This window comes from Pelotalea chapellei (assembly GCF_018531195.1).
GTDB lineage: Bacteria > Desulfobacterota > Desulfuromonadia > Geobacterales > Pseudopelobacteraceae > Pelotalea > Pelotalea chapellei.
On the sequence record NZ_JAHDYS010000002.1, the window covers coordinates 264,557 to 288,071 of the forward strand.

General features: G+C 52.5%; 25 protein-coding genes. 12 read left to right on the forward strand and 13 right to left on the reverse strand.

From position 1 onward, the window contains the following. Nucleotides 1-7: 7 nt before the first annotated feature. The 10 genes from pal to mobB form a co-directional block, all read right to left on the reverse strand. Entirely contained in the window at nucleotides 8-589 is a 582-nt protein-coding gene (pal, locus tag KJB30_RS03060; RefSeq protein WP_214296466.1) for a peptidoglycan-associated lipoprotein Pal, read from the reverse strand. 123 nt (nucleotides 590-712) lie between these two features. Then, a complete protein-coding gene (tolB, locus tag KJB30_RS03065; RefSeq protein WP_437179718.1) occupies nucleotides 713-2,011 on the reverse strand; it encodes a Tol-Pal system beta propeller repeat protein TolB in 1,299 nt (432 codons plus the stop codon). Beyond that, on the reverse strand, nucleotides 2,008-2,793 hold the full coding sequence (locus tag KJB30_RS03070) for an energy transducer TonB (protein ID WP_214296467.1): 786 nt from the start codon (nucleotides 2,791-2,793) through the stop codon (nucleotides 2,008-2,010). Before KJB30_RS03070 ends, tolB begins: the two co-directional genes overlap by 4 nt. Next, the gene (tolR, locus tag KJB30_RS03075) at nucleotides 2,793-3,206 is read right to left on the reverse strand and encodes a protein TolR (protein ID WP_214296468.1); all 414 of its coding nucleotides are present in this window, start codon (nucleotides 3,204-3,206) and stop codon (nucleotides 2,793-2,795) included. Before tolR ends, KJB30_RS03070 begins: the two co-directional genes overlap by 1 nt. Nucleotide 3,207: 1 nt before the next feature. Then, nucleotides 3,208-3,879: a protein TolQ gene (tolQ, locus tag KJB30_RS03080; protein ID WP_214296469.1), complete on the reverse strand. Its 672-nt coding sequence runs from the start codon at nucleotides 3,877-3,879 to the stop codon at nucleotides 3,208-3,210. Nucleotides 3,880-3,984: 105 nt separating this feature from the next. Further along, nucleotides 3,985-4,761 carry a carbon-nitrogen family hydrolase gene (locus tag KJB30_RS03085; RefSeq protein WP_214296470.1) on the reverse strand — a complete coding sequence of 259 codons (777 nt, stop codon included), beginning with the start codon at nucleotides 4,759-4,761 and terminating at the stop codon, nucleotides 3,985-3,987. An 80-nt stretch (nucleotides 4,762-4,841) separates the two neighbouring features. After that, nucleotides 4,842-7,202, reverse strand: a complete 2,361-nt coding sequence (locus tag KJB30_RS03090; protein ID WP_281415443.1) for a DNA translocase FtsK — start codon at nucleotides 7,200-7,202, stop codon at nucleotides 4,842-4,844. Between the two features lie 135 nt (nucleotides 7,203-7,337). Continuing rightward, nucleotides 7,338-7,772, reverse strand: a complete 435-nt coding sequence (locus KJB30_RS03095) for an MOSC domain-containing protein (protein WP_214296471.1) — start codon at nucleotides 7,770-7,772, stop codon at nucleotides 7,338-7,340. A gap of 3 nt (nucleotides 7,773-7,775) precedes the next feature. Next, complete coding sequence (gene moaA / locus KJB30_RS03100; protein ID WP_214296472.1) at nucleotides 7,776-8,756, reverse strand: GTP 3',8-cyclase MoaA; 981 nt, start codon at nucleotides 8,754-8,756, stop codon at nucleotides 7,776-7,778. 24 nt (nucleotides 8,757-8,780) lie between these two features. Beyond that, nucleotides 8,781-9,293, reverse strand: a complete 513-nt coding sequence (gene mobB / locus KJB30_RS03105) for a molybdopterin-guanine dinucleotide biosynthesis protein B (protein WP_214296473.1) — start codon at nucleotides 9,291-9,293, stop codon at nucleotides 8,781-8,783. 125 nt (nucleotides 9,294-9,418) lie between these two features. Between mobB and KJB30_RS03110 the strand changes: the two genes are divergently transcribed. Then, complete coding sequence (locus KJB30_RS03110; protein WP_214296474.1) at nucleotides 9,419-9,763, forward strand: nitrous oxide-stimulated promoter family protein; 345 nt, start codon at nucleotides 9,419-9,421, stop codon at nucleotides 9,761-9,763. A 49-nt stretch (nucleotides 9,764-9,812) separates the two neighbouring features. Beyond that, nucleotides 9,813-10,553, forward strand: a complete 741-nt coding sequence (locus tag KJB30_RS03115; protein ID WP_214296475.1) for an ATP-binding protein — start codon at nucleotides 9,813-9,815, stop codon at nucleotides 10,551-10,553. Nucleotides 10,554-10,690: 137 nt separating this feature from the next. Here KJB30_RS03115 and KJB30_RS03120 read toward each other — a convergent pair whose 3' ends face one another. Beyond that, nucleotides 10,691-13,684, reverse strand: a complete 2,994-nt coding sequence (locus KJB30_RS03120; protein ID WP_214296476.1) for a PAS domain S-box protein — start codon at nucleotides 13,682-13,684, stop codon at nucleotides 10,691-10,693. 118 nt (nucleotides 13,685-13,802) lie between these two features. Between KJB30_RS03120 and KJB30_RS03125 the strand changes: the two genes are divergently transcribed. The 3 genes from KJB30_RS03125 (at nucleotide 13,803) to KJB30_RS03135 (ending at nucleotide 15,887) form a co-directional block, all read left to right on the forward strand. Then, on the forward strand, nucleotides 13,803-14,336 hold the full coding sequence (locus tag KJB30_RS03125; protein ID WP_214296477.1) for an O-acetyl-ADP-ribose deacetylase: 534 nt from the start codon (nucleotides 13,803-13,805) through the stop codon (nucleotides 14,334-14,336). A gap of 164 nt (nucleotides 14,337-14,500) precedes the next feature. Then, nucleotides 14,501-15,532 carry an SDR family NAD(P)-dependent oxidoreductase gene (locus tag KJB30_RS03130; RefSeq protein WP_214296478.1) on the forward strand — a complete coding sequence of 344 codons (1,032 nt, stop codon included), beginning with the start codon at nucleotides 14,501-14,503 and terminating at the stop codon, nucleotides 15,530-15,532. 88 nt (nucleotides 15,533-15,620) lie between these two features. Next, on the forward strand, nucleotides 15,621-15,887 hold the full coding sequence (locus KJB30_RS03135; RefSeq protein ID WP_214296479.1) for a DUF2795 domain-containing protein: 267 nt from the start codon (nucleotides 15,621-15,623) through the stop codon (nucleotides 15,885-15,887). A gap of 122 nt (nucleotides 15,888-16,009) precedes the next feature. Here KJB30_RS03135 and KJB30_RS03140 read toward each other — a convergent pair whose 3' ends face one another. After that, nucleotides 16,010-16,672, reverse strand: a complete 663-nt coding sequence (locus tag KJB30_RS03140) for an HAD-IA family hydrolase (protein WP_214296480.1) — start codon at nucleotides 16,670-16,672, stop codon at nucleotides 16,010-16,012. A 167-nt stretch (nucleotides 16,673-16,839) separates the two neighbouring features. Between KJB30_RS03140 and KJB30_RS03145 the strand changes: the two genes are divergently transcribed. Beyond that, the gene (locus KJB30_RS03145) at nucleotides 16,840-18,819 is read left to right on the forward strand and encodes an ABC-F family ATP-binding cassette domain-containing protein (RefSeq protein ID WP_214296481.1); all 1,980 of its coding nucleotides are present in this window, start codon (nucleotides 16,840-16,842) and stop codon (nucleotides 18,817-18,819) included. 12 nt (nucleotides 18,820-18,831) lie between these two features. Here KJB30_RS03145 and KJB30_RS03150 read toward each other — a convergent pair whose 3' ends face one another. After that, complete coding sequence (locus KJB30_RS03150; protein WP_214296482.1) at nucleotides 18,832-19,266, reverse strand: FKBP-type peptidyl-prolyl cis-trans isomerase; 435 nt, start codon at nucleotides 19,264-19,266, stop codon at nucleotides 18,832-18,834. A 100-nt stretch (nucleotides 19,267-19,366) separates the two neighbouring features. On the opposite strand from KJB30_RS03150, the gene KJB30_RS03155 reads away from it, so the two are divergent. From KJB30_RS03155 to KJB30_RS03175, 6 genes are all read left to right on the forward strand, one after another. Next, nucleotides 19,367-20,176 (forward strand): DNA-formamidopyrimidine glycosylase family protein, encoded by an 810-nt coding sequence (locus tag KJB30_RS03155; protein WP_214296483.1) that lies wholly within the window; start codon nucleotides 19,367-19,369, stop codon nucleotides 20,174-20,176. A 130-nt stretch (nucleotides 20,177-20,306) separates the two neighbouring features. After that, nucleotides 20,307-21,722, forward strand: coding sequence for an aspartate ammonia-lyase (locus KJB30_RS03160; protein WP_214296484.1), 1,416 nt, complete (start codon nucleotides 20,307-20,309; stop codon nucleotides 21,720-21,722). Between the two features lie 47 nt (nucleotides 21,723-21,769). Next, a complete protein-coding gene (locus KJB30_RS03165; protein WP_214296485.1) occupies nucleotides 21,770-21,991 on the forward strand; it encodes a NifU family protein in 222 nt (73 codons plus the stop codon). 149 nt (nucleotides 21,992-22,140) lie between these two features. After that, nucleotides 22,141-22,275 (forward strand): hypothetical protein, encoded by a 135-nt coding sequence (locus KJB30_RS18200; protein ID WP_281415445.1) that lies wholly within the window; start codon nucleotides 22,141-22,143, stop codon nucleotides 22,273-22,275. Nucleotides 22,276-22,404: 129 nt separating this feature from the next. Continuing rightward, nucleotides 22,405-22,584, forward strand: coding sequence for a winged helix-turn-helix domain-containing protein (locus tag KJB30_RS03170; RefSeq protein WP_367618918.1), 180 nt, complete (start codon nucleotides 22,405-22,407; stop codon nucleotides 22,582-22,584). A gap of 146 nt (nucleotides 22,585-22,730) precedes the next feature. Further along, on the forward strand, nucleotides 22,731-23,510 hold the full coding sequence (locus tag KJB30_RS03175) for a DUF2357 domain-containing protein (RefSeq protein WP_214296487.1): 780 nt from the start codon (nucleotides 22,731-22,733) through the stop codon (nucleotides 23,508-23,510). Nucleotides 23,511-23,515 lie beyond the last annotated feature (5 nt).

Here is a 23,515-nt window from a genome sequence, read left to right on the forward strand (position 1 = left end):
TATTAACTTACTTAATTATCACAAACTCTGCACGCCGATTTTTTGCCCAGGCTGCTTCGTCGTGTCCATCAACTGCCGGTTTTTCTTTACCATAGCTGACAATGGAAAGCCTTTCAGGCTTTACGCCCAGGGTCAACAAATATTGCAGAGCGGATTTGGCACGACGCTCACCCAATGCAAGGTTGTATTCAGCGGAGCCGCGTTCATCACAATGTCCCTCGATTTTCACCTTTGCGTTTGGCTGGCTCTTCAGCAGGGTTTCAGCATTTCTGTTGAGAACATCGCGTGTATCCTGGCGAAGATCGGATCGATCAAGATCAAAATAGACAGTTTCAAGAACCGCTTCGGCGGCGGAAGCTTTGGGTGTTTCAGCTTCAGCCATCTTTGGCTGTTCTACCTGTTGCTGTTCTGCTGCAGGAGCCTTTGGTTGCTCCACCGGTTTGGGAGGTTCGGGTTGTGTCGGTTCTGTCTTGGGAGCGGTGGTTACGACCGGTTCCTCGGATTTGACGACCTCCTTGTTCGCACATCCACCGGAAATTAATGCCGCGGCGCCAAGTGCTGCCATCAGTGAAATCATCCCTCGTTTCATTGTAGTTCTCCTTGTCAAAAAATAAGGCCATCAGCCTTGAAAAGTCAGAGTCAAATTATACATCTCAAAGGATAATATGCAATCTGTAATCTGGTTGACAGTGAATTCATACTTAGAGGCAATTCAGTAGCGTGGCGACCAGGCAGGTTGACTGGCACTTCCCTTACCTTGACCGACCCTGGTCTGGCCGGTGCCATCAGCGCGCATTACATAAACACCCTGCACACCACTGCGCTTTGAGCTGAATGCAATGAAGCGGCCATCGGGTGACCAGGAGGGATTCTCATTGCTGCCATCAGTCGTAAGTTGGGTGTCATTGCTGCCATCAACATTGATAGTGTAGATCTGGAATGAACCGCCTTGCTGGCGAACATAGGCGATCCGGTCTCCTTTTGGTGACCAGCGCGGATTGACGTTATAGCTGCCGCTTCCTGTCAGGCGGTGAGTGTTGCTGCCATCAGCATTCATGATGAAAACCTGTGGCTTGCCGAGTCGGTCGGAAACAAAGGCGAGCCGTGTACCATCCGGTGACCAGGCCGGATAGATTTCGATGGCCGGGTTGACGGTTAATCGGACCGGATTGCTGCCATCCCGGGCAATGGTGTAGATTTCCGAGTCACCGTCCTTACTCAATGCCAAGGCTATCCTTGTTCCGTCTGGTGACCAGGTGCCGGTGACATTCAGGCCTTTGCGGTTTGACACCGGTATTTCAGCTGTGCTGAAAAGCGATCTTCGATATAGATCCGGATTGCCCTTTTTATAGGAAGTGAAAATGATTTCACGACCATCGCGTGAAAAATCTGGGTTTAGATTGATGGAGCCGTTATTGGTCAGAGGTAGCGCGTTGTGACCGTCCCAGTCCATGATGGCAATTTCCTTGTTACGGTTGTGAGTGGAAACGAAAGTGATACGGGTAGTAAAACATCCTTTTTCGCCGGTTAGTGCCAGCATTATTTCATCGGAAAAAGAGTGCGCGAACCTGCGAAGGTCCTGTTTTTTTCCAAGAAATCGTCTGGCCGTCATCATTTTTTGATTAGGGAGATCGAAAAGTCGGAATTCAACTGTCAGTTCGTTGCCCTTCAAGCTGTACTCGCTGCGGACAAGCAGGTCGTAGCCTGCATTTTTCCAGGCCACGAATTCTGTTTGTGCCAAAGGAGGACTAACCGTTCCGGTGGCAGGCTCCCTGGAGGCAGCTGCTACTGTTCCGGACATGTTGATGTCAAAGGTTATGACATCACCTAGTTCCTTGGCAATCGCAGGAGTAACGGTATCCACGCTGCGTGGAACATCCACTGCCAGTTTTAATTGACGGTTGCCTGGTGCGGTCACCTCGATAAAACTGTCTTGTGCCGAAACCGCATTCGGTGCAATCAGCAGCACCGCACCTACGATCAGCTTTAATGTAATCCGCATAAATTTCATAATTTACCACCATTAGAAATACCCTGTGGCCGGAAGACGAACACACCTTCAAAATCGCGGTGGCCGGGAGGGGGAGGAAATTTTTCACTTGCAATGTCAATGGCCCGCAGGGCAGCCAATTCAAAGGAGCGATCACCGCTACTCTGTTCAATCTTCTTACGGGAGATGCGTCCATCCGCCCCAATGACCAGCCGTATCAGCACTTCCGGCTGCTTGCTTGTGTAACTGATTGTCTCACGGAAGGCATCTTTAAGGCGGGATTGTATGTATGCTGAATAACTGCTGCCCGCCTCATTGCCGCTTGCACCGGGCATTCCGGACCGACCGCTCCCTGAAGTGGTCATTTTGCGACGAATGCGCTCAAGGGCTGCTTCCTGCTGTTGGGATTCCGCCTTGCCGGCCAGTTTTGCCATTCGTTCCGCAAATTCATCAGGTTCAGCGGGAGTCGATGTTTTTTCGTGAGATTTTACCGCAGGGAGTTGTTTTGTAGTGCGGGTAGATTTTTGAGGGGGGGCAGGCACAGCCATATTTTCGGGTACGGCGGGCCGGGGGGGCGGAGTCGGGGCTTCGTTATCGTTTCCTTTCTGAGTCGGACTTCCAGAGCGGGGAGCAGCAACCGGCAGGTTGACAACATCAACGTAGTAGGCTTCCTGAATAGTCATTTGAAAAGGAAACAGTTTCGTCCACCAGATCATCAACAATAAAACCGCGAGATGCAGGATGATTGAAACTATGAAAAAAATACTGAAATTCGTGTTAGATGCGGGATAACGGGTGGTCATTATTTCTGTGCCGGTTCCGTCACCATGCCGAGCCGTTCAATGCCCGCACCCTTAATGTCTGCCATGGTCTTGACCACTTCTCCGTAGGGTACTCCTGCATCTGCTTTCAGGAAAATTTCTTTTTTGCTGCGTGATGCAAACAGAGTTGTCAGTCTCTCCCGCAGATCACCGGCAGGAACTTCATCTTTGTTAATATAAATTTTGCCGTTTTTATCCACAGAAACGACCACCGTTTCTTCAGCCGGGGTCATCGCCTTGGTATCAGCTTTGGGAAGATTGACCTGTACTCCCTGCTGCATCATGGGAGCCGTTACCATGAAAATAACCAGCAGTACCAGCATGACATCCACCAGTGGAGTCACGTTGATTTCTGCCATTATGCCCCTGTTGTCGTTGCGTCCGCCCATGGCCATACTATTTCCCCGCTATGTTACGCTGAACGATGTTGAGAAATTCAGTGGAGAAGCTGTCCATCTCATTGATCAATACCCTGATCTTGTGCTGGAAATGATTATAGGCCATTACCGCCGGTATGGCAGCAACCAGGCCGATGGCAGTTGCTATCAAAGCTTCCGCAATGCCCGGCGCGACAACTGCCAGAGATGCGGAGCCTGTTTTGCCGATTCCTTCAAAAGCAGTCATGATTCCCCAGACCGTGCCGAACAGGCCGATGAAGGGAGAGGTGGAACCGGTGGTTGCCAGAAAGGTCAGATACTTTTCAAGGCGGGTGATTTCAGAGTTGGTGGCGCGACGCAGTGCGCGCGACACATTTTCGATGCCCCCCAGGTCGGTGCTGAGTGCACCTCCCTCGCTTGGGCCATGGTCGTTAACAACCTTTTTCAGTTCACCGTACCCTTCATTGAAGAGAACGGTAAGAGGCGAGTTGGCGAATCGATCCACCTGGGAAGCAATTGCATCAAAGCGCTTTGACTTCCAGAAGAAGTCCATGAAGCGATCAGATTCACTGTTGGCTCGATGCACCTGAAAAAGTTTGAACAGGATGATGGCCCACGAGACCACCGAAAAGAAGATCAAAAGGATAAGAACAAGTTTAACAACAAGACCGGCGCCGGTTAATAAGGCCACAAAAGAACCTCCTGGTAAAATGATTGTATCAAACGTAGACCTGGGAAGAGGTCTCGTCAAGTCCAACTTTATAAATTTCCGTCACGGTTGGCAGACGGCAGCTGCTTAGTACAGCTCGGGTCTGCGGTCGCCAAAGCAGGGAATCCGGGCACGCCAGTCATACATTTCCTGCATATCCAGTGTTTCCGTTATCTCGCATTCTTCTTCGCCTGCCTCAGCAATCAGCTCACCCTTGGAGTCAATGATCATGCTCATGCCGAAAAAATCAAGTTTGCCGATCGTACCACAGGCGTTGCAGGCGACAACGTAGAGCTGGTTTTCAATGGCCCGCGCACGCAGCAGGGTACGCCAGTGCTCCTGCCGTGGTTTGGGCCATTGTGCAGGAACACAAATAATTTGAGCTCCTTCCAGCGCCAAGCGGCGTGAAAGCTCCGGGAAACGCAGGTCGTAACAGATGATGACCCCTATCTTGCCGAGACTTGTCTCCGCCAGAAGCCATTGGTCACCCCCGGAAAAAGCTTTGTCTTCCCCTAGAAGGGAGAAGAGGTGCATCTTGCGGTAGATGCCGGTCAGCTTGCCGTTGTCGATCACATGGATCGTGTTGAAGACCTTGTCTCCATTTGGTTCCGGCATGCTGCCGACGATGACCAGCTTCAGTTCCTGCGACAGAGCCAGCAGCTCTTCCACAATATCCGATGTTCGCAGGGCCAGTTCATTTAGATTTCTGTAAGAGAATCCGCTGGACCACATCTCTGGCAATACGGCCAGTTGCGCTCCCTGAGCGGCAACGCGCCCCAGCGCCTCACGTACGTAGGTCAGATTTGCATCCACATCTCCCTGCTTGACGTTGAACTGGATTGCTGCGGCTGTGATGGTTTCCATTTCGAATACCTCTGTTGAGGTTGAGGTTGAGATTTAGGGTCGAGCTTAACCTCAACCTTAACCTCAACCTGAATTTTGCCTTATCTCGTTAACTGCGAGTTAAGATAGGCATGAATGATATCCATATAGATTTCGCGCGGCTTGCTGGTGCCGTCGCTGGGAGCGATCATCCCTTCATGCTCCATCATTTCAACGATGCGTGCCGCACGGTTGTAGCCGATGCGCAGGCGGCGCTGGACCATGGAAATACTGGCCTGTTTGGTGTCTGCCACCAGACGAAGGGCATCTTCCCAGCGTTCGTCCTGTTCTTCATCCATGCCGTCGCTGCCTTTTTCGTCGCTATCCTTCATTTCCATGATGGATTTTTCATAGACCGGCTTGCCCTGTTTCCGGAGAAAGTCCACCACCCGCTGGACCTCCGCATCGGAGACATAGGAGCCGTGCAGGCGCTGGATGAGCGACGTGCCGGGGGGCACATAGAGCATGTCGCCGTTGCCGAGCAGCGCCTCTGCTCCGTTTCCATCCAGAATGGTACGGGAATCAACCTTCGATGAAACCTTGAAGGCGATGCGCGAGGGGAGGTTGGCCTTGATCAGACCGGTGATGACATCGACCGAAGGGCGCTGAGTAGCCAGGATCAGGTGAATTCCCGAGGCGCGTGCCTTCTGGGCTAGGCGGGCGATGTGTTCTTCAACCTCGCGTCCGGCCACCATCATCAGGTCGGCCAGCTCATCCACGATCACCACGATATAAGGGAGATGGCTGTGTTCCAGTTCTTCAACATCATTTTCTACAAAACAGAGCGGGTTGCTGGCAACTCCGCCTTCTTCTTCGAGAATTTCTTCCAGCTCTTCGATGATCTCTTCATCCGGAGTGGCCAGTAATTCTGCACGCTCCAGCTCTTCCCCCGCCAGTTTTTTGTTGTAAGAGTCGATGCTGCGGACTCCCTTGTCCGAGAGCAGTTTATAACGGCGCTCCATCTCATTGACCGCCCATTTCAGCGCCAGTGAAGCCTTTTTGGGCTCTGTCACCACCGGTAACAGCAGGTGGGGAATGCCTTCATACATGGAGAATTCCAGCATCTTGGGGTCAACCATGATCATACGCACGTCTTTGGGTGTGGCTGTGTAGAGCAGCGACAAAATCATGGTATTGATCGAGACTGACTTGCCCATGCCGGTGGCGCCTGCCACCAGCAGGTGGGGAGCGCGTGCCAGGTCGGCGATTACAGGGTTGCCGGCGATGTCTTTGCCCAAAGCCATCGGCAGCTTCAGCTTGTTCTGATGAAAGGTTTCGCAGTTGAAAATTTCGCTCATATAGACCATATCGCGGTCGCGGTTAGGGACCTCGATACCGACAACCCCCTTGCCGGGAATGGGAGCAACAATGCGGATTGACATGGCCTGGAGCGCCATGGTCAGGTCATCCGCCAGCCCTGCAATCTTGCTGATCTTGATGCCTGGTGCCGGGGAATATTCATACATCGTGATAACCGGCCCGGGACAGATTTCGACCACTTCACCGTCAATGCCGTAATCTTTCAGCTTTTTCTCAAGCAGGCGGGCGTTCATGTTCAAGGCATCCCGATCAAGGATGCGCTCGCTGGCCGGTGGATTGTCCAGTAGGGAAAATGGTGGGGTTTTGAACTCGCCATCCGCTTTGAGAAACTCGAAAGCTTCCTGCACCGGAGCGGTTTTCTGTGCCTCTTTTTTCTTTTCTTTGTCGTTTTTCAATATATTGGGTCGGGCAGGAGCGGGAGTCGCTGGCTTGATGATCGGACCGGAAACGATTGCCGGAGCCGGCATGCCTTCCTGCTTTGCTTTTTCGCGCTGGTTTTCCTGGCGCTCATGTTCGCGCCGTTTCTGCCAGGCGGCCCACTTGTTTTTCAGGGTTTCCAGCCACCATCCCGCATATAGCACAAAGGAAAACTTTGAAAGGATCATGACCGAAGCCGCCAGGAGCGGCAGCAGCAGGAGCAGGGCGCCACTCGTGCCGACTCCTGCTTTCAGAAGCCGGACAATCAGCATGCCGATGTTCCCGCCGGTGGGGATCTGGTGACCGAATATGGTGGTCTTGTCGATAAACAGTGCAAACAGTGCCGAAAGGGATAAGACCATCCCGAAAAAAGCGAGCAGTTTGTAGGAACGCAGCCGGATTTCCTTGAAGCGGAACAGGGTGTAGGCCATGTACAAGAGGGCCAGCGGGATAAGATAGGAAGCCATGCCGAAGGAAACGGGAGACATGAAGAAGAGATCCGCAACCTGGGCACCGAGGGAACCGCCCAGGTTATGGATAACCTTTTCATTTGAATAGCTGTTCCAGGATACATCAGTTGCGCTGTAAGTAAAAAATGAAAGCAGGATAAAGGTGCCGAGTGCGGCCAACCCCATACCTTGCATTTCCTTGGTGAGTTTTTCTTTTTTGGCTTCTTCCATGCTCATTGTGATCGTGCTTCCTTGGGGGGCTGGATAAACGCAGTCATACTACCTGCAATGGGAGGGGAGAGGCAAAAGAAAAATAGCGATGTCAGTATGGGGAGTGCGCCGTGTTTTGACAGCAAGATGCCCATTTCGCCTTTACTTTTCCATAACCCGCACTTCATCACCCGGGCCTGTTGTGCCGCCGATGATGACTTTGGCGAAAATGCCTTCCTTGGGCATCACGCAGTCTCCGGCCTGATAGTAGATGGCACAGCGGGTATGACATTCTTTTCCGATCTGGGTTATTTCCAGCAGTGTCGGGCCTACCTGGAGGCGTGTACCGATGGGGAGCGTGACCAACTCGATTCCGTTCGTGGTGATGTTTTCAGCAAAATCGCCAGCAGTAACATCAAGCCCCAGTTTGCGCATCTTGTCGATACTTTCCGAAGCCAGCAGACTCACCTGGCGGTGCCATTCGCCGGCATGGGCATCACCGACGATGCCATGGTTCTCGCGCAGTTCCACCTTCTCCACCGGGGTTTTGCGTTCCCCTTTTTTTTCACTGATGCAAACCGCGATGACCTGGGCCATTACTTATCCTCCTACCTGGGACATTGTGAAATTTTTGTGTTTGTAACCGTCTTGTGAAATGCCGTGTTTTTCCGGCTTGTCTATAATAAGGGTGCGCAAAATACTGGCAAGTCCGTCTCGATCGGGGGGACGCAGGTAGGGCATCAGGTCCGTTGCGGCATCACTGAAAAGGCACCCTTTGGCCTGGCCGGTGGAGGTGACCCGGATGCGATTGCACTCTACGCAGAAATGACCTGAAACAGCAGTAATGATGCCGATGCTGCCGCGGGCGCCGGGAATGCGAAAATCCTTGGATGGCCCGGCAATGGGTCCCTTGTCCACCTGTTTCAGTGTGTGGCGGGTACTGATGCGCTGCAAGATTTCATCTCCGGAAATGCAGTAGCGCTGCCATTCTTCATCTTTGACAGCAGGCATATACTCTATGAAGCGCACCGTATTGCCGCGAGAAAGGGTGAGATCTGCAAAATCGAGAATTTCACCATCGTTGATGCCGCGCATGATGACTACATTTATCTTTGGAGGAGGAAAGCCAGCCTGCTCTGCGGCATCCAGCCCGTGCAGGACTTTGTTCAGGTCTCCCCCCCGGGTGACAGCAGCGAAGGTTTCACTGTTCAGTGAATCAAGGCTGACATTGAGGCGCTGTACACCTGCCTGGTGGAGTGGCAGTGCCATGTCGGGCAGCCTCAGGCCATTGGTGGTAAGAACCAGGTGACGCAGGCCGTCGATCCGGGCCAGACGCTCAAGAAAAGGGATAGTTCCCGATCTGACCAGCGGTTCTCCTCCGGTGATCCGCATCTTTTCAATTCCCAATTCAACCGCAGTCTCGGCAATCAGCTGCAGTTCCTCGTAACTGAGAATTGCATCATGACCCTTGCTGACAATCCCTTCCTGGGGCATGCAGTAAAAGCAGCGCATATTGCAGCGGTCGGTCACGGATAACCGTAGATAGTTGATGGTTCTTCCTAGCTTGTCAGTAATTTTCATGGTTATGTCTCGTTGTGAAGCGGATCAAATCTGCTTCCGGATAATCTGCTTTTCCACGAAATCGGCTACCGCTGCAGGATTGTTCAGATCAAGCACCGGCACATCCAGCTCCAGTGGCTCATCACTGGCCACTGCAATGAGGCTTGGATCATGCTCCTCTCCACGGCAGAGCAGGGTGGGGCTTCGCTCAGCCCGGTGCACTTCAATCTTGGGTAAACCGCTTTTTTTGAGCCCTTCCGTGAGTATCAAATCCACATCACTGAAATAGGTGCTGATTAATTCTTCAATGGGGGGTGAAGCGGAATGCTGCTTTACGAGGGCAAGTTTTTCAGGTGACGAGATCAGCATGGTGTCTGCTCCCGCCTTGGTCAGGCGGTGGCTGTCCTTGCCGGGATGGTCGATTTCAAATTGGTGCGCGTCGTGTTTGATGGCTCCGATCCGGTAGCCGCGCTGTTTTAACTCTGCAATCACCTGCTCCAGCAGGGTGGTTTTGCCGGTGCCGGACTTGGCGACAAATGAAACTGCTTTACCGATCATGGATTCTCCGTGAATTGTATGTTTTAAGGATGTTAGCTCAAAGAGCATTGTCGGCGCAAAACAAATGCACATTTTCTTGATCTCGGTCATGCCCGGGCCGGCAGATTTTAGGCATAGTCATAACCATGGAAACGCTGACCAGGAACCAGAAAAAAGATATCAGATTAATCGCTAAATTTGTGGAAGTATACTGTGCCGGAAAACACGCAGCCGCCGAGCGCTCAAACTTCATGCTGCCGGAAGGACTTGGAGAGCGCGCACTTTGCCCGGAATGTACCGAGTTCATGAAGTACGCAGTCACCAAGCGCATCAAATGTCCCCTGGAAGCGGAGAAGCCCAGTTGCAAGCATTGTCGCATTCATTGCTATGCAGCACCTCAGCGTCAAAAGGTGCGGGAAATCATGGCTTGGTCCGGCCGCAGACTGATGATGCGCGGAAGACTTGATTATATCTGGCATTACTTTTTTTAAGCTGAATCACAATAAAGCGGGAAAAATATAAGAATTAAAAGGAGCCACCATGTTGAGAAAGATCGTAAAAATAGACCAGGAAAAATGTGACGGATGCGCGTTGTGTGTTCCCTCGTGTGCAGAGGGTGCCATCACCATTGTTAACGGCAAGGCTGTTCTGGCTGCCGAAAATCTCTGTGATGGCCTGGGCGCCTGCCTTGGTGAATGTCCCCAGGACGCTATTACCGTGGAGGAACGCGAGGCGGATGAATTTGATGAAATCGCGGTTGAAAAGCATTTGGCTGCTCAGGGGAAACCGGCTTCGGTCCATCAGCATGCTGCGCCTGCAGTGCACCATCACGCCGGTGGGGGTTGTCCCGGATCCCGCGCCATGAGTTTCACACGACCTCCTGAAACTGCACCCGCGCCGGGCGGCAGTCGACAGAGCCAACTGGCCCAGTGGCCGGTGCAATTGCACCTGGTGCCGGTTACCGCCCCATACTTCCAGGGTGCTGATCTGCTGATTACCGCTGATTGTGTTCCGGTGGCCTATGCTGGCTATCACGAAGATTTTCTGAAGGGCAAGGCGGTGGTGATGGGGTGTCCAAAGCTGGATGACAATAACTTTTATCAACAGAAGCTGACAGAGATCTTCTCCAAATCAGATATCAAAAGCGTGACCGTACTGAAGATGGAAGTCCCCTGCTGCGGCGGCATAGCCGTTGCGGCACGCCAGGCCCTGGCTGCAAGTGGTAAAGAGATTCCTTACAAAGAGGTGACCATAAGTATTCAGGGAGAAGTAAAGGGATAATTGGTCCTGCAAAAAAGTATCGCGGGCAGAGAAATATAAACTGGACAACACCCCGTCACTGATGTGAGCCGGGGTGTTGTTGTTTCAGCAGGCTGTTGAAAATCTACTGCGGACTCATGACGGTTTTACACAACCTGTCAGATTTCCGTTTGAGATTCAGAAAGAAGTTTTCCGAGCAAACTGGCTAGTGTGGCGACATTGTATGGTTTGAGCATGGCCGCACTGAAACCGTACTGGAGGTAGTCTGCCATCACAGGATCATTGGAATATCCGCTCGAAACTACAAGCCGAGCCCCAGGATACTGCTTCAGGATCTGCGCTGCGGCCTCCTTGCCCCCCATGCCACCGGGGATGGTCAGATCCATGATTACTGCAGCAAATGGTTGGCCGTTCTGTTGCGCCAGCCGGTACATCTCGATGGCCTCTTCCCCGCTAGTACAGGTTTTTACGCTGTAGCCCAACTCTTCGAGAACGCTTTCAGCCAGATTGCGAATGATAGGGTCATCATCCATTATCAGCATGGGGTGTTTTCCGTGCAGCACCGGAGTCGCCATGGTTGAGTCAGTTTTCTGTGCAGTCGCTTCCATCTGGCTGGCAGGCAAAAGAACCTCAAAAGTGGTTCCTGTTCCGGGGACCGAGCGCACTGAAATCTGTCCGCCATGCTTGCCGATGATTGCATAGGCAGAAGCCAGTCCGAGTCCGGTACCCCCGTTTTTGGTTGTGAAGTAGGGGTCAAAGATTCGTTTCTGATCTTCCTCCCGAATACCACAGCCGGTATCGGCAAAGAAGATTTTGACATAGGGGCCTGAAGCCAGGCCAGCGGGGGTGGAATCAACAATGTGGATCAGATCCGCGCTGATGGTCAATATGCCGCCGTCGGGCATTGACTGCAGCGCATTGATAATGATGTTGTTGAATACCTGGTGCATTTGCCCTTCGTCAGCTTCAATTGCATGCAGAGAATCAGGAATCTCTAGAATGCTCTTCACCTTGGAACCTCGGAGTACGAGAGAGAGGGAGGCTTCAATTATGTGTTGTACTTCCACGACTTTTTTGATCGGCTGGCCTCCCTTCGCAAAGGTCAGTAGTTGATATGCCAGGTCCGAGGCGCGTTGGGATGCTTTTTCCGCTTCCACAAGGATTGTTGCAGCTTTGTGAGATGGTTCCAGAAACATCCGCGCAAATGAAATATTCCCCAAAATTCCAGTAAGAATGTTGTTGAAGTCATGGGCAATTCCCCCTGCCAGTACACCCAGTGATTCAAGCTTCTGGTGTTTTACAAATTCTGCCTGAACAGTGCGGCGTTCAGTAATGTCGTCACTGATGACCACAATGTGGCTAACTTCGCCATTCTGGTTGAACAACGGAATCTTGCGGGTGTGGATATAGATACTCCCCTTTTGCGGGTGATAACTGACCTCCTCCGGTATATCCATCATGGCCCTTTGGGTTATGGTTTTATAGTCCTCTGCCAGAAAAGCGTCCGCCTGGTCACGAGGCCATAGATCGTGGGCATTCTTGCCGACCATGTCGGTTGCCGGGATGCCGAAAATCTGCTCGGCCGCGTGGTTCCACAGGATAACCCGGAAATTGTCAGCTACATTTTTGACGAAAATGGCATAGGGGGCATTCTCCACAATACTGGAAAGCAGTTTCTGGGAGTGACGCAGTTCCTCCTCTGCCTGTCTGCGTTCGCTGATGTCTCGGAATATTCCCTGGATTATCTTTCTGTCACCAATAACAGTAACCGAGTGCTTGATTTGTACCGGTGTCTTTTTGCCGCTTCGTGACAGGACAAGAGCCTCAAGGCTGTTTGATGATTCAAGTCCGCCTGCGCATCTGGTAAAAATGTCGCGGTGTTCTTCCTCCATCTCCGGAGGGTGCAGGTAGGTCTGGTGCTTTCCGATAAGTTCCTCTCGTGGTGCTTCCATCATTTCTTCAGCAGCTTTATTGCAATTCAGCAGTATCCCCGTGGTTGCGTCAGCCCAGAAAATAGCATCCGAAGCCTCTTCAAAAATTAGTCTAAATTCTTCTTCGCTTTTCATCAGATGTCGTTCTGCCTGCTGACGTTCATGTATGGACGCCGCCAGTTTGAGGGCCATCTCGTCAAAAGCGCAGCCAAGTTCGCCAAGCTCACCCCCCGAAACACGGTCAGCCACACGTATTGTAAGGTCGCCATTCGCAATCGCATGGGTGGCATTACGAAGCGTGATGATTTTATCGTGGATACCTCGTTTGGTGAGCAGGATCGCCAGACCGAGTGTGAGCAGCAAGACCAGGGACAATATTCCTACATTTGTCAGGAGCTCCCGATAGACTGTTGCAAGTACGTCTTGTTTGCTGACTCCGATACGAACGTACATGTAGGGGGTGGACTCGTCCTTCAGGAAAATCTTTCTGAAGGAGAACAGGCGCAGGATGTTGTTGTTGCCCTTAGCTTCGAAGGTGCCTCCATCGGCACCTTTCAGCATGTTCTGGAATAATTTGTCCTGAGTGCCGACAAGCTGTGGATTAAGTGACGAAAATAGAATGGTGCCCTTGTGATCTACGAGCATCATGGACGATGCTCCCAGGCTGAACGCATTCTGCTCATACAACTGCCGGTACCTGTCGAGGTTGATGACTATTACTGCAACACCGTTGATGGAGCCGGAAGTGTCTTTAAAAGGATAAGCAAAACTGAAAACGGGAGCTCGCAGTACCTTGCCCACATTAAATTCACCAGAAGAGAATCTGCCGGTCGCGACAGCGTTCCTGAAATATCTTCTTTCGGCATAAGATAAAGATATCTGTCGGGGAAGAGCTGCGGCCCAACATACACCTTTTGCATCAAGCATAAAGATGGTGGCATACTGGGGACTCGAAGCAAGTATTTCTTCAAGAAGTTGGTTGGCCGCCTCAGAATCACGATTACGGATGGCAGGAACATAAGACAGGGTTATAGCCAGCTGTTCAGCGACCGAAGTCAGAATGCTTTGCTCGGTAAGAACCTTGTTGGCAACAGTGGATGAAAGGGTCAGTGCTTGTTTGACGTTCTGGTTCCACTGATTGTTGGCTGTATAGATAAAAATTCCGAGCGGTGCAGTAGCCATCAGAATGATCAGGATGATTATCAGTTTCCGTATTGACAATGCCAACCTCCATAAAAGGGGTAGTGGTGGTAAAGAGAGTAAGTCAGGAATTTATTTTGGTAAAGGATCATTATCAAAATTTATTTTGTGATATTTTGTACGTAAGGAGCAGGCTACCATGGATACACGCATAGAAATAATCCCAGGGGACATCACGACGCTGGATGTTGATGCCATTGTCAATGCCGCCAACAACTCTCTTCTTGGGGGAGGCGGGGTAGATGGAGCGATCCACTGGGCGGCCGGACCGGAACTGTTGGCCGAGTGCCGCGGCCTGCACGGCTGTGAAACAGGTGATGCCAAACTCACCAAAGGATATCGCCTTCCTGCCAGATATATCATTCATACCGTTGGCCCGGTCTGGCATGATGGGGTACGGGGAGAATCCGAGCTGCTGCGTTCCTGTTACCTGAACTGTTTTCACCTGGCCCGTCTGCATGATCTGAAGAGTATCGCTTTTCCGGCAATCAGTTGCGGGGTTTATGGATATCCTCTGCTCAAGGCTGTCCGCATTGCTCTCTCCGTTGCCCGGGATGAAGCCGCCCGCCACTATCTGCAACGGATCGTGTTCGTCCCGTTCAATGCCGAGGCGCTCAAAGTATATAAGGAAGTGGCTGCTGAGCTTGAATTGACCGTACACTCTCTGTCGTAACTCTCGCATCACCCATTCCTCTCAAGCCATTCTTTTCTTTATCTCCCCAAGCAGAAAACTATTCCGCTGCTGCTATACTTTCATCTGAAAGATGGGTCGTATCATCCAAACCGCCGGATTTAGTAATGGCGGTACCCAAACCAGCGTCAAAGGGGGTAGTCGGGATGAAGATAACTGCAAGAATGGGGCTTCTGGGATGTCTGATGGCCGGCGCGATGGCCGCAGTTAAAATCGGGCGCAAATCCCGACGCATCAGCTTTAAAGGATTGTCCGTTGTCATCACCGGGGGATCGCGGGGCCTCGGGCTGGAGCTTGCCCGTCTGTTTGCCGGTGAAGGGGCGCGCCTGGCGCTGGTGGCCCGGGATGTGGAGGAACTGGAGCGGGCCGGCCTTGAGCTGGAAGCAGCAGGCGCCGAGGTTCACATATATCAGTGTGATGTGGGCAACCAGGAGGATGTTGAACGCACGGTACAGGCAATCATTGGTGAGTGTGGGCGGGTCGATGTTCTGATCAACAATGCCGGTATTGTTCAGGTTGCACCTTTTGAAAATTTCGCTGTGCAGGACTTCAAGGAAGCCATGGACACCCATGCCTGGGGGGCGCTGTATATGATCAGAAGTATTGCACCGCTGATGAAGCGGCAAGGAGGGGGACGCATTGTGAATATCTCTTCCATCGGCGGACTGGTGGCGGTTCCACATCTGCTCCCCTACAGTATGAGCAAGTTTGCTTTGACTGCTCTTTCCGATGGCTTGCGAAGCGAGCTTGCAAAAGACGGCATTCTGGTCACCACAGTCGCTCCGGGTTTGATGAGGACCGGTTCACACATTCATGCACTGTTGAAAGGGCAGTATCAGAAGGAATATGCCTGGTTTTCTATTTCTGATGCCAATCCGCTCCTGTCAGCCCATTCCCGGCGAGCTGCGAAACAGATCGTCAATGCATGCCGCTATGGTGCGCCTCGCCTGATCATCACGCTCCCGGCGGCACTCCTGCATCTTCTGAATGCTAATTTTTCCGGCTTGACTACGGCAGCTACCCGTCTGGCGGCCCGCATGCTTCCCTCTCCCGTTCTTGGTCATAGCAGCCCGCAGACCGGCCTTGCGAGCGGTTCATGGGCTGCCCCTTCTTTTCTGACCAGGTTGGCCGACAAAGCCAGCCTGCATAACAACGAACTGCCGATCAAAGGCCACTGAAAGGCCTGGAGTTGTCAAAGCCGACCCCGGTGGTAGACTTTTAATATGTCGTGAAGACATATCGACAAAAGCTTAAAGGAGGTACGATATGGCAACATCGAGTAGTGGCGGCCGCGGTAGCGGCGAATTATCTCAGGCGGATGTAACCAAAAATCTGAAAGGGGTGCAGTTCCCGGCCAAGAAACAGGATCTGGTCAGGCACGCTCAGCATGAGAAAGCTGATAAAACTGTCCTGAGCCAGATTCAAAATTTGGAAGACCGGGAATATCAAAGCATGGCTGACGTGATGAAGGGGTATGGCAAGGAGCGGCATGAAACTGGTAAAAGCAGCTCCTCAAAATCCAGCAGGAAATAGCTAAACCAGCTCAGTGTTCAGTAACAAAAGAAAGGCTTGTCGTTTTTGCGGCAAGCCTTTCTTTTATTCACCTCTGAGATATTGATAAAGTGACTGAGGGACACAGAGACTTCCCGGGTGATTTAACTGCTACTTCTTGTCCTCTGTTTTACTTCTGCGGGGACCTCCCCCAGGGAGGTGACAGCCGTTTCCGGAAGAAGACCTGCAAAAGGCCAGAGCCGCTCGCGCTTCATGACCCAGATGGTGTGCATACCCGCTGCTGCGGCACCACAAATATCCCAGCTGTGTGATGAAACCATCCAGCACTCCTCAGGATCAGCCTTCAGTCGATCAAGCACATAACGATAGGGAGCAGGGTGAGGCTTGCACTTCTCCACATCATCGGTAGAGACGACCACTTCAAAATAATCGGCTAATCCTGAATGTTGCAGCAGTGCAATGGCTGCCGGACGTGATCCGTTCGTCAGGACTGCAAGACGTACTTTTGCCTTGGCCAGGCTTTTCAGACAGGCTTCTGCACCTTCTGCAGGAGGAAGTTGTTTGAAGAGTTCGAGTAGTTCGGGAATGGAGACATCAACGGGCCCTTGTGTTTCCACGAAATTGGTCAAGGCAAGTTCTGTGGCATCCCGAAAGGGGAGATAGCGCTCGGCGAGCGTCGCAGCCATGGCTGTTACCAGTACTCCCTGAAACCAGCAGTCATCCTGCGCATCCCGCCCCATGCGAGCAGTAATGGGGTCGAGGCTGAATAACGTTCCGCACAGATCGAAAACAGCAACCATTCCCATGGTACCTCCCACTCTTAAGGTCTTGTGTAAATAAAAATAATGATAAGTTATTTATACATCGAGTCAAGCCGGCACGATCGGCTCCCTTATTCACAGAACAGCTTTTGCTTGCATTTTACCGGACATCTTTGTTTTTATAGCCTGACTTCAACTGACAGGGAAATTCAATGCTCCATCTTAAGCAACTCTCCAAAGATTTCGCCGGCAAGCCCCTTTTCACAAACATCTCCTGGCACCTTAAGAAAGGTGAGCGGGTCGCACTGGTTGGTGAGAACGGTGCCGGCAAATCGACTTTGATGAAAATAATCGCAGGTCTTGCTGAGCCATCTTCCGGTGAAATTCAATTTGCCCGGGGTGCCCGGGCCTCATATCTTCCCCAGGACGGTATCGTCACCTCCGGCAGTCTGCTGTTCCATGAGGCGCGCTCTGCTTTCGGCGATCTTTTGGCCATGGAGGAGGAACTGCATCACCTGGCCCAGGAACTTGAAGGCCAGAACGGGGATTCACCCGAACATCACCAGATGTTGCATCGCTATGGTGAGTTGCAGGAGCAGTTTCGCCACCGCGGCGGCTATACCATGGAAGCTGAAATAGGCACCGTCCTGAAGGGTCTCGGGTTCTCTCCGGATGACTGGTACCGTGATTGCGGGGAATTTTCCGGCGGCTGGCAGATGCGCATCGCCCTAGCGCGACTGCTTCTGCAGCAGCCCGATGTGCTCCTGCTGGATGAACCGACCAACCACCTGGATATCGAGGCGCGCAACTGGCTCGAGGAATACCTTTGTTCCTATCCTGGCTCAATGATTCTGGTTTCCCACGACCGTTTCTTCATGGATCAGGTCTGCAGCCGCATCGCCGAGGTCTGGAATCACGCCATCAGCGATTATCATTGCAGCTACTCCCGTTATCTTGTCCAGCGTGAGGAGCGGGTTTCGGCACTGAGGGAAGCCAAACGCATCCAGGATGAGGAAGTTCAGAAAACCGAAGATTTCATCCGCCGTTTTCGCTACCAGGCAAACAAAGCCTCGCTGGTCCAGTCGCGCATCAAGCAGTTGGAGAAGGTAGAGCGGATTGTGATTCCGCCGGAGCGCAAGCGGATCCGCTTCCATTTTCCCGATGCCCCCAAAAGCGGCAAGATCGTCATGGAGCTGAAAGCACTCACCAAATCCTACGACAGTCACACCGTGCTGAACCGCATCGATCTGACCATCGAGAAGGGGGAACGGGTGGCTCTGGTGGGGCACAACGGGGCCGGCAAGTCGACCCTCATGTCGGTCATGGCGGGTTCGGGGTTTCAGGGGGGAGAACGGGTGCTCGGTCATAACGTGATCATGGATTATTTTGCCCAGGATCAGGCCAACGTGCTGGATGTGTCCCGCAGCGCGTGGGATGAGATCTACAGCGATGCACCCTATGATATGGTTCCCCGGCTGCGGGATATCCTGGGGGCCTTCCTTTTTTCAGGAGACGACATCAACAAAAAGGTGGGGGTACTTTCCGGAGGTGAGCGTAACCGCCTGGCCCTGGCCAAGATGCTCCTGCGGCCCTCGAACCTGCTCCTGATGGACGAGCCGACCAACCACCTGGACCTGTTCAGCAAGGAGGTCCTGCTGGATGCTTTGCGCTCGTTTGATGGCACAGTGGTGTTTGTTTCCCATGACCGTTATTTCGTCAATGGTCTTGCCACCCGCATCGTAGAGGTTGAAGGGGGGGGGCTGGTCAATTATTTCGGAGATTATGAGTACTACCTGCAGAAGAAGGAGCAGAGCGGGGATCAGGGACCGGGGGCCGGGGACCGGATGACAGGGACTGGGGAGCGAAAAAGGGAAGAGCGTGGAGTTGCAGCAAATGGCGCTGTCGCTTCAGCTCCGGCTCCGCTGCCTGTGCAGGATAAGGAGGAACGCCTCAGGGACCGAGAAGAGCAGAAGCGGCGCAAGCGTGAGGAGGACAAACGGAATAAAAGAATGGGTGAAATAGAATATGAGATCAGCCAGACTGAGGCAGAAGTAGGCAGACTTGAAGTGGAGATGGGCCAGCCTGGTTATTTCGATGACCCGGAGCGTGGCAAGATGGGGGGAGAACGCCACGCAACCCTGAATACCCGACTGGAAGAGCTGTATGGTGAATGGGAAGATCTGTCGGGCTAAACAGTTCCGTCTTCAGCTCCAGGATTCCTCTTCAACGTCCGCTTCCACATCATCGACCGCAACCATTTCCACATCGAAAAACAGGTCCATGGTGCTTCGGCTCGAAGGTATGATCTGCAGGTCATCCGGTTGGATCAGGTCTTGATCATCTTCATCCATGGCAAACTCGTCGTCGCCGGTTCCTTCATCGGTGCCCGCAGGAAATCCCATTTCAAGGGGGGCTTCACCCAGTTCGAAGGGATAGCTTTTCAACTCTGCCGCTGAGACCGGAATGACCCGTGTATCCCCGGGATGCATGCCGATGACCCCTTTCTCCAGGCTTGGAATCGTGTTTCCTTCTCCGATTATAAATTCCAGTACGTCGCGGTCGGCATATTCGTAGATAGTGCCGTCCTCATAGCGACAGGTAAAGTGAATGGCTACTTTTTTCCCGGTATCAGCTTCCATTTGTTCCTCCCGATCCGTTCTTTCGTATCGTTGTTTAAAGGATATAATGTTTAAAGGCGGGGTCAAGCCGCGATCTGAGCACGGTACACAAGGAGGAACTATGCCGGAACTCCCGGATCTGACGGTATTTGCAGAAAATCTTTCGAAGCAGGTGGTTAGGGAAAAAGTTGTTAAAGTAGTCTGGCATGAAAGGGGTCGGCTCAATGTAGGAGCCGATGAACTTTCAGGAGCACTTGTGGGCAGCTCAATCAGCGAAGTGGAGAGATCGGGCAAGGAAACCTTGTTCAAAATGAACAACGGGAACCGGCTTTTCGTGCACTTGATGCTGCAGGGTAAATTCGTTCTTGCACCACGCCAGAAAACAGCTTCTTTTCCAATCATGACTCTGGCTTTTGAAGATGGAAAAACCTTGACGGTGCAGGACCCAAAGGCAATGGTGATGATATCTCTGAATCCCTCGCGGGATCACGAGGCCCCGGATGCCCTGGAGCTGAATCCGGAACTGTTGAAACGGCTGATTGGCGTAAAGCCGCGCATGCTTGCCAAGGCTTTTCTGATCGATCAGAAGATCGTCCGCGGCATCGGCAATGCCTATGCCGATGAGATTCTCTGGAAAGCGGCGATATCCCCACGATCTGTGATGGGGAGGCTTCCGGAAGAGGCGATAGATGAGCTTGTCAGGGCCGTGCATTCCGTGCTGAATTCAGCCATTGAGCAGCTGCGCAGAGATCACCCCGCGATCATCGCCGGCGAGATCAGGGATTTTCTGGCAGTGCACAATCCTTCCCGAAAGGTTTCGCCCACCGGCCATCCCATCCAGGTTGAAACCATTTCTTCCAAGAAAACTTATTTTACCGATGAGCAGGTGCTGTATCCTGAAAAAGCAGTTAAACACGGAGCAACGGAGTAAAATCTAGGAAGAATCTGCTTGAAAAGCCTTTTGTGATGCACCTTGAGAAAGGTTTTGATTTCTCCGTTTCTCCGTTGCCCCGTGTTATTCCAACTTAGGGTTTTCTGCTGTTCAATAAAGGGAGGAAAAAATGTCGAGTCGTATAGAAAAAGACACTCTGGGAGAGATGGAAGTTCCTTCAGATGCTTATTACGGTGCCCAGACAGCACGGGCCCTGCAAAATTTTCCCATTTCAGGCATGAAGCCGCATCCCGCTTTTGTCTGGGCGACACTGATTATCAAAAAGTGCTCGGCTAAAAGCAACATGTCCACCGGCCGGCTGGCGGATGGAATCGGAAACGCAATTGTTGCGGCGGCTGACGAAGCTCTTTCCGGGCGTATGGCTGATCAGTTCGTAGTTGATCCCTTTCAGGCCGGGGCCGGAACCTCTCATAACATGAACGTCAATGAAGTGCTGGCCAATCGCGCTCTTGAGCTGGTCGGCAAACAGCGGGGTGATTTCTCACTGATTCATCCCAATGATCATGTCAACATGGCCCAGTCGACCAATGACGTGATCCCGACAGCCATCAGACTGGCTGCTCTCGAGATGCTGGATCCTCTGCTGGAGACATTGGAGGGGCTGGAATTAGCTCTGGCAGACAAGGCAAAGGAGTTTGATCACATATTAAAGTCAGGCCGGACCCATCTACAGGATGCGGTACCGATCCGCCTGGGTCAGGAGTTCGGCGCCTATGCCGTTGCTGTCCGTAAAAACCGTGAAGGGCTGGAGGCGTGCATTCCGGCACTGCTGGAGTTGGGCATCGGTGGCACGGCTGTGGGGACCGGGCTCAATGCCCAGCCGGAGTTCATTCAGCGCATGATACAGGAACTGGCGATTGCCACCGGCTTTCCGGTCGTTGCAAGTAGCGATCTGTTCGAGGCGATGCAGAACATGGACCCTTTTCTGGCACTTTCTTCATCTCTGCGCAGAACTGCAGTCAATCTGGGGCGCATCGCAAATGACCTGCGCCTGCTCTCCTCCGGGCCGCGCACCGGGTTGGACGAGATCCGTCTGCCTGCTGTTCAGCCCGGTTCATCGATCATGCCGGGCAAAATCAATCCATCAATGGCAGAGATGACCAATATGGTCTGTTTCCAGGTGATGGGCTGCGACCAGGCGGTCATGCTGGCCAGCCAGGCCGGGCAGCTGGAGCTGAATGTGATGATGCCCTTGATCGCCTATAACCTGACGTTTTCCATGGAGTTGCTGAAGAATTGCGTGCAGAAGTTCACCGCTTCATGTATCATCGGTATCTCTGCAAACCAGGAACGCTGCCGTCGTTATCTGGAGGATTCCCTGGGCCTGGTGACAGTGCTGGCACCCTTCATCGGGTATAATGCAGCTGCTGAAGTTGCCAAGGAGTCAATAGCTACCGGACGCTCCATTCGTGAGATCGTGTTGTCCCGAGAACTGATGCCGGAAGCGGAGCTGGAAGAAGCCATGCGGCCGGAACATCTCACCGCACCCGGTTTGCCGCTGGATGAAAAACATAATCAGGCATAGAGACAAGTGGTTTTTGATTCTATGAATAACAACAAAGGAGAAGGAACATGAAAGAGGAAGTACTTAAGGTTCTTGAAATGGTACGTCCAGGTCTGCAGGCCGATGGCGGCGATGTGGAGCTGGTTGAAGTGACTGAAGATGGTATCGTCAAAGTTCGCCTGAAAGGTGCCTGCGGCAGCTGCCCCATGTCCACCATGACCCTGAAGATGGGCATCGAGCGCGCCATGAAGGAGAAAATTCCTGGCGTCAAAGAAGTCGTTCAGGTTTAATTGCTCTGTTTTTGAAAAAAAGCCCCGCCGGACAATGTCCTGCGGGGCTTTTTTTGTTGTGAATCCCGCTGGACATGAAATAGCGCTTGAAGGCATCAAACAATATTCATACAGCTTTCAAACTATTATACAAATATGGGAGGAACTGCATGCACTCTCTTCTTGAACGTCCCGACCAGGCTATTTCGGTCACGGAGGTTTCCGCCAGACCATATTTGATCCTCTTTGCAGCGGCAAGCAGGAAAAATATGTGGTCATGCGTAACAATGCTCCGGCAGCCGTGATGATGCCGGTCAGTGTGTGCAATATCGTGACGATGAAATCATTTTGTTATAGTATGCTTCCCCAGCCTCTGCCCTGAACAATCAGCTTTTGAAACTAGCGATAAGACTAGCGATAAGGCTCTTTCTGCTATCGAAAAAGATATTGTCGGAATTATGGAAGCTGATCCGTTCGTTACCCAGAAGGAAATAGCCGGGCAACTGAATCTTAGCTATGCGGGGATTCGTTACCATACCGACAAGCTGAAAGCTAAAGGGATATTACAGCGTAGCGGCGGGAAAAAGGCCGGACATTGGAAGGTAATCAGATGACAATGTTGAGCGGCAAGGCCAGGAAGTGCGGCTTTACCCGTTTTGCCGAGGCACAGATGAATACGATGCCCACGACGGAAACGCTCAACTTTATTCTCGACGGTGCTGTTACCGCCCGTATGGCCATCTTCCCGAACGGGCCGCTGATGCGGATTGCGGACGCCGAAGCGTCCGAGCATGGCGAAGAGCAGCTGCAGCTGCAGGAGAATGGACGTTACGAATACGAACTGGACACTCCCGGGTTATCGCTACTACCTGAAACCGGCATCGGTGCGGTTAAGCCGAGCATAAATCCGAAACGGACGCATTGCGGCATTATCGAGCCGGGGCTCAACACGGGACGATTGGGGCTTATCGTCCGGAACGGCGACGGCACAATCGTCGGCAGGGCGGCAGTCGAAGTCAGGTCGCTGAAAGTCGACTATCGCGACCACTACCGCCGCATGATGGAAGAGATTACCGAACGTTGCGTTTCGCTGCTCATGGAGCTGCGTTCACCTTCGGCACTGCGCTTTTCTCCCGATCCCGGCAAGTCCGCCAAAACAATTCACCAGCGTTTTGCCTTTCTCCGCTCACTCCTCGATTCTCGCCATTTCCGCGATGCCCTGCACCGTATTGCCACCCATCCGCACCGTCGATGGGAACCGGAAGAGACCGTCTGCGACATCCGCCGCGGTTTCCGTCCCGATGCAAGAAGCCAGCGTCAACTTGCCAAAGGGGCGCGGCGCGTGCCGCTGCCGGCTGGCCATCCGCTGGTTGCAACCGTTTCATCCCTGCCAGAGCGAATAACCGTTTATAAAAATGTTCAGACCGACGATACGCCGGAAAACAGGTTCGTAAAATTTGCCCTGCAGACCTTTGCCGGATTCCTCAACAAAATGTCCTCAAGCTGGAAGAAATCGGCAACGGTACGGACGAACGTCTGAAGGCA